The 15,701-nt window shown below is 68.4% G+C and carries 19 protein-coding genes; 10 read left to right on the top strand and 9 right to left on the bottom strand.

All coding sequences use genetic code 11. From position 1 onward, the window contains the following. Positions 1 to 216 precede the first annotated feature (216 nt). Entirely contained in the window at positions 217 to 792 is a 576-nt protein-coding gene (locus FB468_RS11925) for an HdeD family acid-resistance protein (RefSeq protein WP_141887540.1), read from the top strand. A 76-nt stretch (positions 793 to 868) separates the two neighbouring features. Here the strand turns inward: FB468_RS11925 and FB468_RS11930 are convergent, their stop codons facing one another. Genes FB468_RS11930 through FB468_RS11945 form a run of 4 tightly spaced genes read right to left on the bottom strand, consistent with a single transcriptional unit; the run spans position 869 to position 3,276 of the window. Next, a complete protein-coding gene (locus FB468_RS11930; RefSeq protein ID WP_141887541.1) occupies positions 869 to 1,324 on the bottom strand; it encodes an SseB family protein in 456 nt (151 codons plus the stop codon). A 9-nt stretch (positions 1,325 to 1,333) separates the two neighbouring features. Further along, entirely contained in the window at positions 1,334 to 1,957 is a 624-nt protein-coding gene (locus tag FB468_RS11935) for an energy-coupling factor transporter transmembrane component T family protein (protein ID WP_141887542.1), read from the bottom strand. Continuing rightward, entirely contained in the window at positions 1,954 to 2,655 is a 702-nt protein-coding gene (locus FB468_RS11940; RefSeq protein ID WP_141887543.1) for an energy-coupling factor ABC transporter ATP-binding protein, read from the bottom strand. The genes FB468_RS11935 and FB468_RS11940 overlap by 4 nt, the downstream gene beginning before the upstream one ends. Before the next feature lie 9 nt (positions 2,656 to 2,664). Continuing rightward, positions 2,665 to 3,276: a biotin transporter BioY gene (locus FB468_RS11945; RefSeq protein WP_141887544.1), complete on the bottom strand. Its 612-nt coding sequence runs from the start codon at positions 3,274 to 3,276 to the stop codon at positions 2,665 to 2,667. Positions 3,277 to 3,347: 71 nt separating this feature from the next. Between FB468_RS11945 and FB468_RS11950 the strand changes: the two genes are divergently transcribed. The 3 genes from FB468_RS11950 to FB468_RS11960 all read left to right on the top strand — a co-directional run bounded on the left by FB468_RS11950 (position 3,348) and on the right by FB468_RS11960 (position 4,536). Continuing rightward, on the top strand, positions 3,348 to 3,881 hold the full coding sequence (locus FB468_RS11950) for a TetR family transcriptional regulator (protein WP_141887545.1): 534 nt from the start codon (positions 3,348 to 3,350) through the stop codon (positions 3,879 to 3,881). 114 nt (positions 3,882 to 3,995) lie between these two features. Continuing rightward, complete coding sequence (locus FB468_RS11955) at positions 3,996 to 4,193, top strand: hypothetical protein (protein ID WP_141887546.1); 198 nt, start codon at positions 3,996 to 3,998, stop codon at positions 4,191 to 4,193. A 145-nt stretch (positions 4,194 to 4,338) separates the two neighbouring features. Then, complete coding sequence (locus FB468_RS11960) at positions 4,339 to 4,536, top strand: hypothetical protein (protein ID WP_141887547.1); 198 nt, start codon at positions 4,339 to 4,341, stop codon at positions 4,534 to 4,536. 7 nt (positions 4,537 to 4,543) lie between these two features. Here the strand turns inward: FB468_RS11960 and FB468_RS17275 are convergent, their stop codons facing one another. Continuing rightward, the gene (locus FB468_RS17275; protein WP_211359129.1) at positions 4,544 to 4,912 is read right to left on the bottom strand and encodes a DUF4190 domain-containing protein; all 369 of its coding nucleotides are present in this window, start codon (positions 4,910 to 4,912) and stop codon (positions 4,544 to 4,546) included. A gap of 159 nt (positions 4,913 to 5,071) precedes the next feature. Between FB468_RS17275 and FB468_RS11970 the strand changes: the two genes are divergently transcribed. Next, positions 5,072 to 5,500 carry a DoxX family protein gene (locus FB468_RS11970; protein ID WP_141887548.1) on the top strand — a complete coding sequence of 143 codons (429 nt, stop codon included), beginning with the start codon at positions 5,072 to 5,074 and terminating at the stop codon, positions 5,498 to 5,500. Between the two features lie 19 nt (positions 5,501 to 5,519). Here the strand turns inward: FB468_RS11970 and nucS are convergent, their stop codons facing one another. Genes nucS through FB468_RS11985 form a run of 3 tightly spaced genes read right to left on the bottom strand, consistent with a single transcriptional unit; the run spans position 5,520 to position 8,892 of the window. Beyond that, on the bottom strand, positions 5,520 to 6,212 hold the full coding sequence (nucS, locus tag FB468_RS11975) for an endonuclease NucS (protein ID WP_141887549.1): 693 nt from the start codon (positions 6,210 to 6,212) through the stop codon (positions 5,520 to 5,522). 9 nt (positions 6,213 to 6,221) lie between these two features. Next, positions 6,222 to 7,490: an MFS transporter gene (locus FB468_RS11980; protein WP_246055861.1), complete on the bottom strand. Its 1,269-nt coding sequence runs from the start codon at positions 7,488 to 7,490 to the stop codon at positions 6,222 to 6,224. 49 nt (positions 7,491 to 7,539) lie between these two features. After that, positions 7,540 to 8,892: an MATE family efflux transporter gene (locus FB468_RS11985; protein ID WP_211359130.1), complete on the bottom strand. Its 1,353-nt coding sequence runs from the start codon at positions 8,890 to 8,892 to the stop codon at positions 7,540 to 7,542. A 92-nt stretch (positions 8,893 to 8,984) separates the two neighbouring features. Between FB468_RS11985 and FB468_RS11990 the strand changes: the two genes are divergently transcribed. Both FB468_RS11990 and FB468_RS11995 read left to right on the top strand, forming a co-directional pair. Beyond that, positions 8,985 to 10,988 (top strand): M13 family metallopeptidase, encoded by a 2,004-nt coding sequence (locus FB468_RS11990; protein ID WP_141887550.1) that lies wholly within the window; start codon positions 8,985 to 8,987, stop codon positions 10,986 to 10,988. 77 nt (positions 10,989 to 11,065) lie between these two features. Continuing rightward, positions 11,066 to 12,304 (top strand): YibE/F family protein, encoded by a 1,239-nt coding sequence (locus FB468_RS11995; RefSeq protein ID WP_170219714.1) that lies wholly within the window; start codon positions 11,066 to 11,068, stop codon positions 12,302 to 12,304. A 69-nt stretch (positions 12,305 to 12,373) separates the two neighbouring features. Here the strand turns inward: FB468_RS11995 and FB468_RS12000 are convergent, their stop codons facing one another. Further along, the gene (locus tag FB468_RS12000; RefSeq protein ID WP_211359131.1) at positions 12,374 to 13,321 is read right to left on the bottom strand and encodes a hypothetical protein; all 948 of its coding nucleotides are present in this window, start codon (positions 13,319 to 13,321) and stop codon (positions 12,374 to 12,376) included. Between the two features lie 379 nt (positions 13,322 to 13,700). On the opposite strand from FB468_RS12000, the gene FB468_RS12005 reads away from it, so the two are divergent. Genes FB468_RS12005 through FB468_RS12015 form a run of 3 tightly spaced genes read left to right on the top strand, consistent with a single transcriptional unit; the run spans position 13,701 to position 15,678 of the window. After that, the gene (locus FB468_RS12005; protein WP_141887552.1) at positions 13,701 to 14,069 is read left to right on the top strand and encodes a GntR family transcriptional regulator; all 369 of its coding nucleotides are present in this window, start codon (positions 13,701 to 13,703) and stop codon (positions 14,067 to 14,069) included. A gap of 8 nt (positions 14,070 to 14,077) precedes the next feature. Further along, complete coding sequence (locus FB468_RS12010) at positions 14,078 to 14,971, top strand: ABC transporter ATP-binding protein (RefSeq protein ID WP_141887553.1); 894 nt, start codon at positions 14,078 to 14,080, stop codon at positions 14,969 to 14,971. Further along, positions 14,968 to 15,678 (top strand): hypothetical protein, encoded by a 711-nt coding sequence (locus tag FB468_RS12015; RefSeq protein ID WP_141887554.1) that lies wholly within the window; start codon positions 14,968 to 14,970, stop codon positions 15,676 to 15,678. The genes FB468_RS12010 and FB468_RS12015 overlap by 4 nt, the downstream gene beginning before the upstream one ends. The last annotated feature ends 23 nt before the right edge of the window (positions 15,679 to 15,701 follow it).

Below are 15,701 nucleotides of genomic sequence, written 5' to 3' on the forward strand. Positions count from 1 at the left end.
GGGCCCTGTGGCCGTGCGCAACCAAGCCTAGCGCCCGGCGAGGGGCCAGCGACGGAGGCGCTGCGATCAGCCCAGGCATAGCCGATTGAGCGGAAACCTACAGGCCGCGCGTGCGTTTCTGCTCGTTGAAATGTTCCACTTCGGTGCAAAAAAGTGAGAAGCTGAGGGTATAGCCCCGAAGAAAAGGGGCCGCGAAATCCTGATAGGAGCGTTGACATGTCTGCAACTGAAACCACCGAGGGCACCATCAAGGAGGCCGCAACCGACGGCGCCCGGGTTCTCTTCGGCGTTGGCGGCCTCATCGCCATCGTCCTCGGCCTCTTCGTGATCTTCGCTCCGAAGACCACCGCCGGCGTCACCCTGACGTTCGTCGCCGCCCTCATCGGCGCCTACGCGATCGTCACCGGCATCGTTTACTTCGGCACCGCGATCTTCTCACGCAGCCTCGGAGGCTGGTCGCGCGTCGGCCACATTCTCCTCGGCATCCTCTACGTCATCGGCGGCGTGATCATCATGTCGAACCTGATGACCGCTGGCGTCGTCACCGCGCTCATGTTCTCGATCATGGTCGGTATCCTCTGGCTGTTTGAGGGCGTGCTCGCCTTCGCGACCGCGTCGAAGACCGACAACAAGGCCTGGACCATCATCTACGGCATCATCTCGGTCATCGCGGGTATCACGCTGCTGCTCTCGCCCATGATGGGCGCAATGACGCTCTGGTGGCTGCTCGGCATCTCGATGGTCGTCCTCGGCTTCGTGCAGGTCGTGCGCGCGTTCAAGGTCGGCAAGTAGCGACGCCCCGCGGGCGCTGCCCGCACACGCAAAACGCCCCCTCGCTTTGAGGGGGCGTTTTGCGTAGGTCTGGCGGTTACGCCTGCAGCGACTCCGCGGTAATCTCGTCGTCACCGAGCACGAGCATGATGAATTTGCGGAGGCAGACGAGCGCGGCCGACGCCTTGTCGAACTCGGCCGCAACGAAGCGGTCGGCCGTGATGAGGGAGAGCGCCGAGTGCGCGGGCATGATCGCGCCCTTGAGCTCGCCACCCCCGGCCGTTGGTGCCAGCGCGCGCAGCTCTGCCATCGACGTGAAAATGGGCAACACGAGCTGGCCCTTCGTGGACCGGATGGTGCGAACCCGCGGCCCCTTCTTCTTCGTGGACGTGCCGGTCACGTCGACCACGAGGTAGCCCTCGCGCAGCGAGTTCAGGAAGGCCGCGAGGTGCTCATAGTCCGGGGTCTCCTTGAACGCGAGGAGCGCGGCCCGCGCCGCCTCGTTCTCGTAATTCTCGTCGACGCCCTCAGGGATCTCGTGCGATTCAGCCATGCACCTAGCCTACGGTGCCTCTTCGTCACCGATGCCCCGTGCGGCCAGCGCCTGCCCGGTGAGCTGCGCCTGTGACACGGTGCGCAGCACGAGCGGCACGGTGCGGGCGCGAAGGTTGCGGTCGAGCCCGCGGGCGCGTGCGGCCTGCTCAGCGTCGCGGGCGAGCTCCTGCACCGCAGGAATCATGCGGATCGCGAGCGAGAAGGTGAGGGATACGCGCTCGGTGTCAACACCGAACCGTTCGAGAGGCGTGAGCGCCCACGAGATCGTGTCGAGCATGTCGCTCGCCCGCGTGCTCGCGGTCACTGCGCTCGCGGCCAGGATCAGCGCGAGGATGTCTGCGATGACCTCGAGGCCGCGTTCCCACCCCGAGCTCCATGTCTGGAACGCAAAGAGGGGCACTCCGACGAGCGCGAACGCGCGCGCAACCCGCCAGAAGTCGCGCCCGCGCAGCCCAGCGAGAACAGCCAGGGTAGCGCCGATCGCGAGCGCGCAGAGCGAGCTGATCCACCCGGGCGCGACGATGATGGCGATCGCGAAGGCGAACAGTCCGAGGAGCTTCGCGCCCGGCCTGAGCGCGTGGAGCGGCCCCCGTCGCGGGATGTATGCCCCGAGCGGCGACGCGATGCTCACGCCGCCACGCTGTCGCGGTAGTGGGCGATCGCCGCGGCCGGGGCACCATCGAAGACGATGCGCCCCTGATCCACCACCAGCGCCCTGTCGGTTCGCGCCGCGAGCTCGAGGTTGTGGGTGACGATCACGACCTGCTGCGTGAGCGAGGTGAGTAGGTCGCCGATGATGCGGGTGTTTCGCAGGTCGAGGAGCGTCGTCGGCTCGTCGGTGACGAGGATCCGCGGGCCTGTCGCGAGCACGGTCGCGATCGCGAGGAGCTGCTGCTGGCCGCCCGAGAGCCCGTGGACGCTGCGCTCCGCGAAGCCGTCGAGGCCGAACCTTGCGAGCGCCGCGAGCGCGGCCTGCCTGCGATCCTCCGCCCGCCGGTGCTCCCTGCGCAGTGACAGCTCGACGTCCTCGATCACCGTCGGCATGATGAGCTGCGCGGCGGGGTCGGTGAACACGAACCCGACGGCCCGGCGCACGGCGGAGCCGTCAGCGACCGTGTCGAGTGCGGGGGTGGACGTGTCGGCGGCGCCGATCGTGACTGTCCCCGAGCTTGGCTCGACGAGGCCGTTGATGAGCCTCGCGAGCGTCGATTTCCCAGATCCGTTCGCGCCGATGACCGCGATTCGCTGCTCGGCGAGCTCGAGCGAGAACGGGTGCAGGATCGTGGCGCCGTCGTGCGAGACGACGCTGGCCTGGTTGAACGAGATCACCCCGCGATCCTACGCGGTAGCGGCGCGGCCTCGCGCGGGAAGCAGGCCGGGGAAGGCGCGGTGAACCGACGTTGCGACGATCGCCATGAGCACGTTCTTGAGGATGTCGCCGGGAATGAAAGAGAGGCCGAACGCGAACGCCTGGCCGAGCGTGAGGTCTGCGCGCCACGCCATTCCGAGCGCACCGAGCGGGTAGGTGATGAGGATCGAGGCGGCGGCGCCGGCGAGCAGGATCAGCGGGATGCTCGTCGCGATGCGCTTTCGCGGCAGACGCTCGACGACGAAGCCGGTGAAGAAGGCCGCGATCGGGAACGACACGAGGTAGCCGACCGAGGGGCCCGCGAACGGGGCGAGCCCTGCACCGCCCGCCGTAAAGACGGGGAGGCCGATGATGCCGACGGCCATCCAGAGCAGCACGGCGAGCGCGCCGCGCGTGGAGCCGAGCACCGCGCCCGCGAGGATCACGGCGAAGGTCTGCAGGGTGATGGGGACGACGCCGATCGGGATCGCGGGAAGGAACGAGCACGCGCCGATGAGCGCGGCGAAGCTCGCGATGAGGGCGAGGTCGGTCGCGGTGCTGCGGCGCTTGCGCGCGGGGATGGCTGCGGGGGCGGCGGTCATGTGGACTCCCAAAAATCTAACCTGAACAGTGTTCTGGTGAACGGTGTTCAGGTTACCGATAGAATGGCGGAATGCGCAACACGAGAGCCGACGTCGTCACCGCGGCGCTGCGGGTGCTCGACGCGCAGGGCCTCGAATCCTGCTCCATGCGCAGGGTGGCGGCAGAGCTCGACGTGCAGCCGAGCGCGCTCTACCACCACGTCCCGAACAAGCAGAGCCTGCTCGCGCTCATGGCCGACGAGATCGTGCGCGCGGTGCCGCTCGGCCAGGGCGATGCCCGCGCGCTGTGCGTCGCGCTTCGCGACGCCATGCTCTCGGTGCGCGACGGGGCTGACGTCGTCGCGACGGCCGAGGCGTTTCAGCTCGGGTCGTCGGCCGTCGAGCAGCGGCTTGCCGAGCTCGTTGGTGTCGACGGCGCCCGAACGCTCTTGCTCTACACCTTCGGTCACGCGCAGTCGACCCAGACGCACCGCCAGGCGGCGGAGTTCGGGGCGCTGCTCGACACCGCCTCAGGCCCAAACGGCGGTGTGGCCGCGGCACCAGACCTTGACGCGTCGTTTGCCCGGGGCCTCGACATCATCCTCGCCGGGCTCGCGGCCGGCTAGAAAATACTTCGGCCCGTCTGAAAACGGTCTGAGACTTCCGGCGAATTTGGGTTCTTGCTTTCAGGCTGCCGCGAAAGACTGGTGACCCACCGCAGCAAACGAAGGGGGAACACGATGGGTTTTCTTGAAGATGCAAAGGACAACGTTGCCAAGGCCGCGAAGCAGGTCGGCGAGGCCGTCGAGGAGGGCGTCGACAAGCTGAAGGACAAGGCCGACGAGGTGCGCGCCGAGGCCGACGTGAAGCGCGCTGAGGCCGAGCGAGACGCCGTGAAGGCGCGCAACGACGTGAAGGATGAGCTCCGCGACAAGTAGGCCGCTGAGCCCCGCGCACTGACCGGGCGAATCAAACGCCCCGCCAAGAAATTGGCGGGGCGTTTGCGCTGTGCTGGGCGGGCGGCTGCGGGCCGCGAAGGCCTCGCTGTCGGCGTTCGAGGGTGGCGCGCGTTACCGTTGAGGTATGGAAAGCAACGAACCCAAGGACCCCGCGAAGCGCCGAGCCGTTCTCTGGATGGTGGGGAGTGTCGTCGTGCTCGGCACGATCGGCGGCTTCCTTGGCGCCCAGCTCGGCTGGGTCGGTTGGGGCGCGGGCGGCGGCATCGGCATCGGCGCTGTCGTCGGCTTCCTCATGGGCATGTCGCCCGAACAGAAGGACTAGCGGGTGTTCAGAACGACGAGCTCATGCCCGAGTCAGAGCCGAAGGCGAGGACCGAGCCCCAGAACAGCACCGAAGCCACGATGATTGCGATCGTCGCGTAGCCGAAAACGAGCCCGGTAATCGCGGGCCCGCGGCCCGCGCCCGTGCGCTTCGACGTGCGCAAGCCGGTGTGCCCAAAGATGATCGCGAGAAGCGCGGGGATGAAGGCGACCGCGCCCGCGATGATCCCGAAGATCGGGAAGGGCGACCAGATGCCGATGAGCCCGCCGATGATGCCGAGCACGAGCGACGTGACAGCCATGCCGTTCACCGGGGGCGGCACGGGTTGCTGGAACGGCTGCTGGTAGACAACCCGCGGGGGAGGCACATTGCTCATGCCCCGATAGTACCGAGTGCCGCTCAAAGCTGACAGGGTGCGGCGCATCTATTCCAGGAGGGCGCTGGGAGTCCGGGGATTGCCAGAGCGGCAGGGCGCAGCCTTTCTAGGCTGGTGACCACCTCCGATCGGAGGCACGTCACACTGAGGAGAAACGACATGACTTCGAACGCTCGAACCGCCGCTGGAATCCTGGTGCTGCGCATCGCCGTGGGTGCGATCTTCGCCGCCCACGGCGCGCAGAAGCTCTTTGAGTACGGCGTCGCCGGAACAACTGGTGCATTCACCGACATGGGAGTCCCCGGTGCGGCCGTCGTCGCACCCGCGATCGCGGCACTTGAGTTCGGCGGCGGGATCCTGCTCGTGCTCGGCGCTTTCACCAGAGTCGTCGGCGTCTTGCTCGCGGCCGACATGGCCGGCGCGATCGCGCTCGTGCACGCGCCCGCCGGGTTCTGGGTCGATGCAGGCGGCGTCGAGTTCGTGGCGCTGCTTGGGGCCGGTGCGCTCGCGCTCGCCTTCACTGGCGGCGACAGGTTCTCGGCCGACAACACCGTGCTCAAGAGGGCGCTCCCCGCGCTCCTGCGCTAGGGGAGCGTGCGGGCGCGGCCTAGAACAGGGTGTTCTTGTCTTCCATGCCGCGCATCGCGTCGTAGTCGAGCACGAGGCAGCGGATTCCGCGATCCTCCGCGAGCGTGCGCGCCTGCGGCTTGATCTCCTGCGCCGCGAAGACACCCGACACGGGGGCGAGCAGCGGGTCGCGGTTCATGAGCTCGAGGTAGCGGGTGAGCTGCTCAACGCCGTCGATCTCACCGCGGCGCTTGATCTCGACGGCGACCGAGACGCCCTCCGAGTCACGGGCAAGGATGTCGACGGGGCCGATCGCCGTCATGTACTCGCGGCGCACGAGCGAGTGCCCGTCGCCGAGCAGGTTAATCTGGTCGGCGAGCAGCTCTTGCAGGTGCGCCTCGACGCCGTCCTTGATGAGCCCGGGGTCGACACCGAGGTCGTACGACGAGTCGTGGATGATCTCGAACAGCGAGACCACGAGCTTGTCTGCGGTCTTCTTGTGCGTGACCTGCCACTGCTCGACGATGCCGGCCTCACGCACGTCGTCGTCGAGTTCGAGCGGCTCAAGCGAGCACGGCGGGCTCATCCAGTTCAGCGGCTTGTACGAGCCACCGTCTGAGTGGACGAGGATCGAGCCGTCGCCCTTCAGCATCAGCACACGCTTCGCGCGCGGCAGGTGGGCCGACAGCCGACCCGCATAGTCAACGGAACAGTCAGCAACCACGATTCGCACCGTGACAGTTTAGCCGGTTGTCTTGCTGGGTGTCTGTCTGCCGGGCTCGCGGGCCGCGCCCGCCGCGAAGATCACGAAGATGAGGAACGCGACGAGGGGTAGGAACGCGTTCAAGAGCCCGAGGTGCTCACCGAGCAGGCCGATCGCCATCGGGCCGACGAGGAACGCGGCGTACGCGATCGCCGAGACCGTCGCGACGCCTCGGACGGCCTTTTCGGGGTCGTCGGCAGCCGCAGAGATGCCGATGGGGAACCCGAGGGCGCTGCCGACGCCCCAGAGCCCCGCGCAGACGTACGCGGCCCAACTGAACGGCAGCACATTGAGCAGCACGATGCTCGTGCCGGCCGTGATCGCGCTCGCGCGGAGGATCGCCACGCGGCCGAATCGCTCGAGCAGCAGGGAGCCCGCGGCGCGGGTCGACAGCATCGCGACGAAGAAGACGCCGAGCGCGAGGGCCGCCGCCGAGTTCGTGAAGCCGCGGTGGTCGGCGAGCGCAAGCGGCAGCCAGTCGGTCGCTGTGCCCTCGGTGAGGCTCAGGCTCATCGCAACGAAGCCGATCACGATGATGCGCGGGTCGCGCCACGGGTTGTAGCTCGACGGCCGCTCGGGGGAGGTCTCGGCCGCCGGGTTCGCGAGGAGCTGGATCGGGCCCGTGCTCGTGCTGACGGGCAGCGGCTCGGCGGGGCTCACCCCCGGCTCGACCCGCGGAATGCGCCGGATCGCGAACAGGATGCCCACGACGACGAGCGCGAACACGATACTCAGATGGACCGGAACGGGGACCTTGAACATCTCGGCGAGCGCCCCGACGCCCATCGCGCTCACGCCGCCAAAGCTGTAGCCGCCGTGCAGGATCGGCATGCGTGATTTGCCGAGTGCGCGCTCGGCTGCGGCCCCGCTGACGTTCATCGCGACGTCGCTCGTGCTGAAGAAGAAGCCGTAGCAGGCGAGCGCGAGCATCCCCGGGATAGGCATGCCGAACCAGAGCAGCGTCGCTCCGAGCGGCATGAAGAGCGCCTGGCCGAGCGCGCCGTAGAAGATTGCCCGCCGCGGCCCGAGCCAGGTCACGGTGCGGCCCGCCAACACGAGCCCGATGAGCGAGCCCGCGGCGAGCGTGAGGCCGATGACGCTCATCTCGAACGTGCTCGCCCCGAGCCTGTCGCGCACGGCCGGGATGCGGGCGAGCCAGTTACCGAACCCAAACCCGAACATCGTGAACACGACGAGCACACCGAAGGTCCACCGCGACGGTGAAATGGGGGAGTCTTTGGCAGCCACAGTGCTCCTGACGACAAGGGTGACCGCGCGGCGGCTGAACCCCACTATTCTACGCGCCGAGCACGATCCATCGCCCGCTCTTCGCGCGCAGACCGAGCGTGGTCGCGCGGGCGAGCATGAATGCGATCATGAAGCTCGCGGTGATCGCGACGAGCGCCGCGGTGCCGCTCGGCACGAGCGCCGTTGCGAGCCAGAGCACCGGCAGGTAGACGGCGAGGTTCACGAGGCTCGTCCACGCGAGGTAGCGGGCGTCGCCCGCGCCCATCAGCACCCCGTCGAGCACGAAGACGAACCCGCCGAGGGGCAGCGAGGCGCCGAGCACGATGAGCGCGGGCGGGAGCAGCTCGAGCACGCCGGCGTCGCTCGTGAACGCGCGCCCGATGACCGGGCTGCCGAGGGCGAGCACGGCGCCGATCGCGGCGCCCGCGACGAGGCCCCAGAGGATCGTGCGCCGCACGACCTGGCGTGCGAGCGCCGCGTTGCGTGAGCCAAGCGCATCGCCGATGAGCGCCTGCGCTGCGATCGCGAGGGCATCGAGCGCGAACGCAGCCGTCGAGGAGATCGTGAACACGACCTGGTACGCGGCGGTCGCCTCGGTGCCGTGGCTCGTTGCCGCGAACACGGTCGCGAGAAACGCGGCCCGAAGCCCGAGCGTGCGCACGAACAGCCAGCCGCCCGAGCGGCCCGCCTGCGACAGCCCGTCGCGGTGCGGCAGCCAGCCCGCGCCTGCCCGGCGCGCGTGGCGTGCGACGACGGCGATGTAGACGACGACCATGCCCCACTGCGCGATGACCGTGCCCCATGCGCTCCCCGCGATGCCCCAGCCGAGCCCGTAGATGAACCACCAGTTGAGCAGCGCGTTCGCTGAGAAGCCGATTGTCGCGACGTAGAGCGGGGTCCGAGTGTCTTGCAGCCCGCGGAGCAGGCCCGTCGCGGCGAACACGAGCAGCATCGCCGGGACGCCCAGGCATGAGACCGTGAGGTAGGCAAGCGCCTGCTCGCTCGCCGCAGCGTCCGCGCCAAACGCGCTGACCAGCGGCGCACTCAAGAGCCAGAGGGCGCAGCCAACCGCGATCCCGATCCCGAGCGCGAGCCACAACCCGTCGATGCCAGCCTGCACCGCGCCCCGGATGTTCCCCGCGCCGCGGCGCCGCGAGACCATCGGCGTCGTCGAGTAGGCGAGGAAGATCATGAGGCCGACCGCGGTCTGCAGGATCGCGCTCGCGATCGCGAGGCCCGCGAGCGGCGCGGCGCCAAGGTGGCCGATGAAGATCGCATCGAGGGTGAGCAGCATCGGCTCGACGATCAGCGCGCCGAGGGCGGGGAAGGCGAGCGCCGCGATCCTGCGGTCGATTGAGCGGCGGTTCACCGCACCCCCGGTGTCGCTCGCAGCCTCAGACATGAAGAACACGCTACCGCGTGCCACCGACGCTGGCTCGCACGCTGAGAGTGAACGCCGATGGCGCGCTCGGGTGCCCCGGCTAGGCTGATGGCATGAGCAATGCAGCGCCCGGCAAGTCCGGCATCGACCTCTCCGAACTCGATCCGGCGGTGCGCCCGCAGGATGACCTCTTCCGCCACATGAACGGCAAGTGGATCGACCGCACCGAGATCCCCGCCGACAAGGCCCGCTACGGCTCCTTCGCCGTGCTCGCCGAGAACGCGGAGGAGGCGGTGCGCGACATCATCACCGGCACCGAGGCGCCCGCGGCCGGCCTCGTCGAGGGTGGCGCAGACGCGGAGGCCGACAAGGTCGCCGCGCTGTATGCGAGCTTCATGGACACGGAACGCATCGACGCGTTGGGTGCCGAGCCGATCCGCGCCGACCTCGAGCGCGCGCTTTCCCTTCCGTCGATCCCCGAACTCGTGCGCGTGACCGCTGAGCTCGAGCGCAAGGGCCTCGGCGGCTTCTACGGCATGTTCATCGACAACGACCCGGGTGACCCCGCGCGCTACATCCTCTTCGTGATGCAGGGCGGGATCGGGCTGCCCGACGAGTCGTACTACCGCGAAGAGCAGTTCGCCGAGGTGCGCGAGCAGTACCGCGCGCACATCGCCCGCATGCTCACCCTCGCCGGCATCGGTTCGAAGACCGCCGGCGATCCTGAGCGCCTCGCCGAGCGCGCCTTTGACCTCGAGACGCGCATCGCTGCGAGCCACTGGGACACCGTCGCGAGCCGCGACATCCAGAAGCTCTATAACCTGCGCGACTTCGCCGGGCTCCAGGAGATCACGCCGCAGCTCGATTGGCAGGCCTACATCGCGGCAATGGGCGCACCCGAAGCGGCCTTCTCCGAGGTCGTCGCGGCCCAGCCCGACGCGCTCGCGGGCCTCGCGGCGCTGCTCGTCGAGGACGAGCTCGAGGCGTGGCAGGCATGGCTCGCGTGGTCGATCGTCCGCTCGTCGGCGGCGCTCCTCACGCAGGAGATGTCGCGCGCGGACTTCGACTTCTACGGCACCGCGCTCACCGGCGCGACTGAGCAGCGCGAGCGCTGGCGGCGCGGCGTCTCGTTCGTCGAGGGCGCGATGGGCGAGGCCGTCGGCCGCATCTACGTCGAGCGCCACTTCGACGAGAACTCGAAGGCAGCGATGGACGAGCTCGTCGGCCACCTCATCGGCGCCTACCGCGATTCCATCGAGGAACTGTCGTGGATGGGCGAGGGCACCCGCGAGCGCGCGCTTGAGAAGCTCGGCAAGTTCACGCCGAAGATCGGCTACCCCGAGAAGTGGCGCGACTACTCGGCGCTCGCCGCAGACGCGAGCGACCTCGTCGGTAACTCGCAGCGCGTGGCCGAGTACGAGTTCCAGCGCGAGTTCGGCAAGATCGGCAAGCCGATCGACGCAACCGAGTGGTTCATGACCCCGCAGACGGTGAACGCGTACTACAACCCGGGCATGAACGAGATCGTGTTCCCCGCCGCCATCCTGCAGCCCCCTTTCTTCAATGTGACGTGGGACGCGGCGACGAACTTCGGTGCGATCGGCGCGGTCATCGGCCACGAGATCGGCCACGGTTTCGACGATCAGGGCTCGCGCTACGACGGCGACGGCAAGCTCACCGACTGGTGGACGGAGCAGGATCGCGAGGCGTTCGAGAAGCTTACGGGAGCGCTCATCGGCCAGTACAACGAGCTCTCGCCCGAGGGCGCTGACGGCCAGACCGTGAATGGTGAGCTGACGATCGGCGAGAACATCGGCGACCTCTCGGGCCTCGAGATCGCGTGGAAAGCGTACCTGCGCTCGCTCGCGGGCGCCGAGTCGCCGGTGATTGATGGGCTCACGGGGGCCGAGCGCTTCTTCCTGGCCTGGGCGCAGGCGTGGCAGCAGAAGTCGCGCCCGGCCGAGGTCGTGCGGCTCCTGACGATCGACCCGCACTCGCCGAACGAGTTCCGGTGCAACCAGATCCTGAAGAACCTCGACGCGTACCACGAGGCGTACGGCACGAAGCCTGGCGACAAGCTCTATCTCGCGCCGGAGGAGCGCGTGAGCATCTGGTAGCCCCGCGGTAGCCACGTGGGGGCGCGAACCTGTGCGCCGCGCCCCCACGTGGAATGAAAACCAATATCATTAAGCGCATGAGACGTCGCCTCTTGCCATCATCGCGCTCCCGTATGAACGTCGTGCTCGTCGCGATCATCGCGACCCTGCTGCTCGGCACGTCGCTCGCGGCCGCGGCGCTCTGGCCTGACTCTGAGCAGGTCCAGGTGCGAGACCGGGTCGACCCGGCCGGGAGCGAGATCCTCACCGTCCGAGTCACGGACGTCACGCCGATTGCGTGCTCGCAGGGCGCCCCTGAAGCGGCCGAGACCCAGGCCGCGCCCACCGACCCGGCGGCGGAGGGCGGCTGCCTCAGGGTGCGCGCGTCGCTCCCGGTGGGCAAGCCGGTGACCTTCACGCTCGACCACACGAACTCCCACCCCGTCACCCCGCGCGAGGGCGACCAGGTGAGGGTCATTACGAGCAGCTCGGCGGAGTCGGGCAGCGCGAACTACTACTTCTACGACTACCCGCGCAGCGGAAAGATGCTGACGATCGCGGTGGTGTTCGCGCTCATCGTCATCTTCGTTGGCCGGTGGCGAGGTGCTCTGTCGCTCGTTGGGGTCGCGACTGCCGTCGCCGTTTTGGTGCTGTTTGTGCTGCCGGCTGTACTCGCGGGCAAGCCCCCGATCCTTGTCGCCGTGACGGCGTCCGTGGGAATCATGACGGTCGTGCTATACCTTGCGCACGGCATCTCGCACCGCACCACGGCCGCGCTCTTCGGTGCGATGTTCGGGATCGTGTTCACCGCAGTTGCGGGCTTCGGGGTCACTCGGTGGCTCCGGTTCAGCGGCATCGCCTCGACCGAGGACGCGAGCCTGTTGATGTCGGTGCCCGGGCTCAACATGAACGACCTGCTCACCGCGACGATCGTGATCGCTGGGCTCGGCGTTTTGAACGACATCACGGTTGCCCAAGCGTCGGCGGTGTGGGAGATGCGCGAGCTCAACCCCCAGGCCTCGAAGCGGAGGCTGTATCAGGCGGCGATGCGCATCGGCCGCGACCACATCGCGTCGAGCATCTACACGCTGGTGTTCGCGTACGCGGGCGCGATGCTGGGCGTGCTGCTGCTCATCTACACGTACCCGCGCGACCTCATCGACCTCATAACGTCCGAGCAGATCGGGCAGGAGATCGTGCGGACGCTCATTGGCGCGGCCGGGCTCGTGCTGTCGATGCCGGTGACGACGGCCCTCGCGGTGCTGTTCGCGCGGGAGCCGGAGGCCGGGGGTGCCCCCGCGGCTGACGCGGACTCCGCCCTGCAGCGGGCGAGCTAGACAGTACGGGCGTCAGGGGTTGCCGGGCGGCAAAGGCTTGTGGACGTCGGGGCTTGTGGGGAGCAGCGGCTACGGGGAGTCGAGCGCGTCGGGGTCTGCGCCGAAGCGCTCAAGCTGCTTCCGCTCGGCCGCGCTCCGCTTCCGCTCAATACTCTGCTGCTTCCGCCCCGCGGCAAGCTGTTTCCGCTCGGCCCTGCGCACCTCGCGCGGCTGCCTGGGCGGGATCGCGGCGAGGTTCTCTGGGTATACGAAGGGCGCGGGGCCGAACGCGGCGCGGGCGGACCGCACAACCTTCTTGCCGAGCAACCGGTTGCCGGTGCCGCCGATGACGGCTCCGACGCCGTACGGGATGGCCTTGCCGATCACCGACGCGGTACCCGTCTTCGCGAGCTTCTTCAGGAACATCGAGCGAAGCTGATCGAGCGCCGGCCCGACGAGGTTCCTCGGCATTGCCGTGGTGACGATCTCACTCCAGAACGCGTTTCGGGCCATGCCGCCCGCGACCTGGCCGGTGACCTGGCGCAGCAGGGTCGCGCCCTCTTCGCCAAGCATGAGGGCGAGGATCAGGGCGTGGGTTCGGTCGCGGTCAGTGAGCACAATCCCGTGCACCTCGGCGACCGCGTGCGCGAACAGTGCGGTCGCCTCGATGAAGCCGAGTGTTTCCGCGCCGGCGAGCGCAAGGGCCGCAGCGGTGCCGACGGCGGGGATGGCCGCGGCAGCGCCGACGCCGGCCCCGCCCGTCATTACCGTCATCAGGTAGTGCCGCTCAAGCATCTCGATGAGCTGCTGCGGCGTCGCGCCCGGGTGGCGGGAGCGGATGCGCTTGAGGTGGGCGAGCACGATCGGGCGCTGCACCGTGAGTACGCCGTCGAGGGCTTTTGCGACCGCGGGGTGTTGCTGGTGGTGGCTCGCGCTCCCGGCACCTGGGCCCGTGCCCGCCGAGGCGTGCGGCGCGGCTTCGACGACGATGATGGGCTCATCGGGCCGAGGCTCGTAGCGGTAGCGGGGCTGGTTCATAGCATCATGCTACGCAGCGAGGCTGTGCGCCGGGTTGCTGTTCGCTGACGGGAGAGTGGGCCTCCCGGCTCAGCGGGTACCGGCCCCTCCCGGCCCAGCGGGTACCAGCCCAGCCCAGCCCGGCCCAGCCCGGCCCATTCCAATGCGATCGGCGTTCAATATGCCCGATCGGGCTCGAGTGGTCATTGGTTTCGCAGATCCCAGATCTTTGGGGTGCGTGGTCCGTGCGCGGCCGGTGCGCGGCCTGGGGTGCCCAGGCAGAACAATGAATTTCTTGACAACAGCGCGCCACCCTCGTAGGTTCATTAGTGAAGTAATGAACCGATGGGGTGGATAGGATGCGATCACGGGTACCGGGCCCGAGGTGACGAGGTGACACGTGTTTGAGGATTCAAGGCCAATCTTCCAGCAGCTTGCCGAACGGATTGTCGACGACATTCTGCGCGGCCGCTACGAGGAGGGCGGGCAGGTGCCCTCGACCAACGAGCTCGCGAGCTATCTCCGCATCAACCCCGCGACGGCCGGTAAGGGCCTCGGCCTGCTGGTCGACCGGGGCATCCTCGTGAAGCGCCGCGGCATCGGCATGTTTGTTGCCGAGGGCGCGACCGAGCGGATCGCGGCTGAGCGGCGCGACCGGTTTGTTCAGGACTTCGTCCAGCCGATGCTCGCCGAGGCGCGCACCATCGGGCTCGATAGGGCGGCGCTCAATCGTCTCATCGACGACTCCCGCACCCCCGAAACAGAATGAGAACGGATATGACCTACGCGATCAAGGCCCGCGGCCTCACACGCGTCCACGGTGCAACCCGCGCCCTCGACGACGTCACCCTGAACGTTCACGAGAACACGATCACCGGCTTGCTCGGCCGCAACGGCGCCGGCAAGACGACGTTCATGTCGCTCGCAACGGCGCAGGATCGCCCGACCTCCGGCACCGTCAGCGTGCTCGGCTCGGAGCCCTTCGAACACGCCAAGGTGCTCGAACAGCTCTGCTTCATCCGCGATAACCAGCGCTACCCCGACGACTACAAGCTCGTCCACGCGCTCCGCGCGGCGCGCATCTTCTACCCGAACTGGGATCAGGCGCTCGCCGACGAACTCGTTGAGCTCTTCCGCATCCCGGCGAAGACCGTGGTGAAGAAGTTCTCGCGCGGCCAGACCTCGGCGCTCGGGATCGTGCTCGGCCTCGCCTCACGAGCCCCGGTCACCTTCTTCGACGAGCCCTACCTCGGGCTCGACGCGACCGCCCGCAGCTACTTCTACGACGTCTTGCTGCGGGATTACCAGAGGTACCCCCGCACGATCCTCCTCTCAACGCACCTCATCGATGAGATGGACAGGCTGCTGGAGCGCGTCGTGATCCTCGACCGCGGCCGCGTGGTGCAAGACGCCGACGTCGACGAGCTGCGCGGCGCAGCACACCAGGCCGCGGGTTCCGCTGACGCTGTCGCCGCGTACGCCGAGGGCCGCACGGTGCTCAGTCGACACCGGCTTGGCGGCCTCGCGACCGTGGTCATTGAGGGGCGGCCTGACCGGGCAGCCGCCGCCGGCGACGTCGAACTGAGCTCGGTGTCATTGCAAGAACTCGTCGCCGCCTACGGCTTCGACGGCGGGGACAGCCCCGCGAGTGAGAAGGAGGTGCGCTCATGAACCGCGTGCTGAAGGTGACCCGGCTGCACATGAACAAGCCGGGCGCGATGTTCGGCGTTCCCCTGCAGATCGTGCTTGTGGTGCTCGTCGTCTCGGCGCTCATCTCGCTCATGCTGCAGCGGGGCGGCCTTGACCCGGCGTCAGCCGAGTACGTCGAGGGTGCCCGCTGGAACCAGGGCATGATCTGGTCGCTCCCCGGCTTCCTCGTCTACTACGGCGTCCAGGCGATTGCGACGACGTACCCGTTCTCGCTCGCGCTCGGGGCGACCCGCCGCGCGCACGTGCTCGGAACCGCGCTCGCGAATATCGTGCTGTCGCTCTTCATCGCGGCGGTCATGGTCGTGCTGCTCGGGCTTGAACTCGCCACCGGCCACTGGTTCATCCACCTGTACGCGCTCGACGTGTACCTGCTTGGTTCGGGCAACCCCCTTGTGCTGTTTATCACGATGTTCCTCATCACGTTCGTGGCGACGAGCGTCGGCGGCTTCTTCGGCGCGGTCTGGGTGCGCTTCGGTTCGAAGGGGCCGACCGTCGCGGCCCTCGGCCTCGCGCTTGTGCTCGTCGTACTGCTGCTCATCTTCGTGCCGCAGCTCGGGGAGATCATCGCGGCCATCACCCGCCCGCTGCTCGCCGGCGTTGGGGTAGGGATCGCCGCGCTCGCGATCTTCGGCACCTGGCTGTCGATGCGCCGCGCCTCGGTTCGGTAGCCGAACACACGGGGGTCGGGCGA

It is taken from the genome of Leucobacter komagatae (assembly GCF_006716085.1).
Taxonomy (GTDB): domain Bacteria; phylum Actinomycetota; class Actinomycetes; order Actinomycetales; family Microbacteriaceae; genus Leucobacter; species Leucobacter komagatae.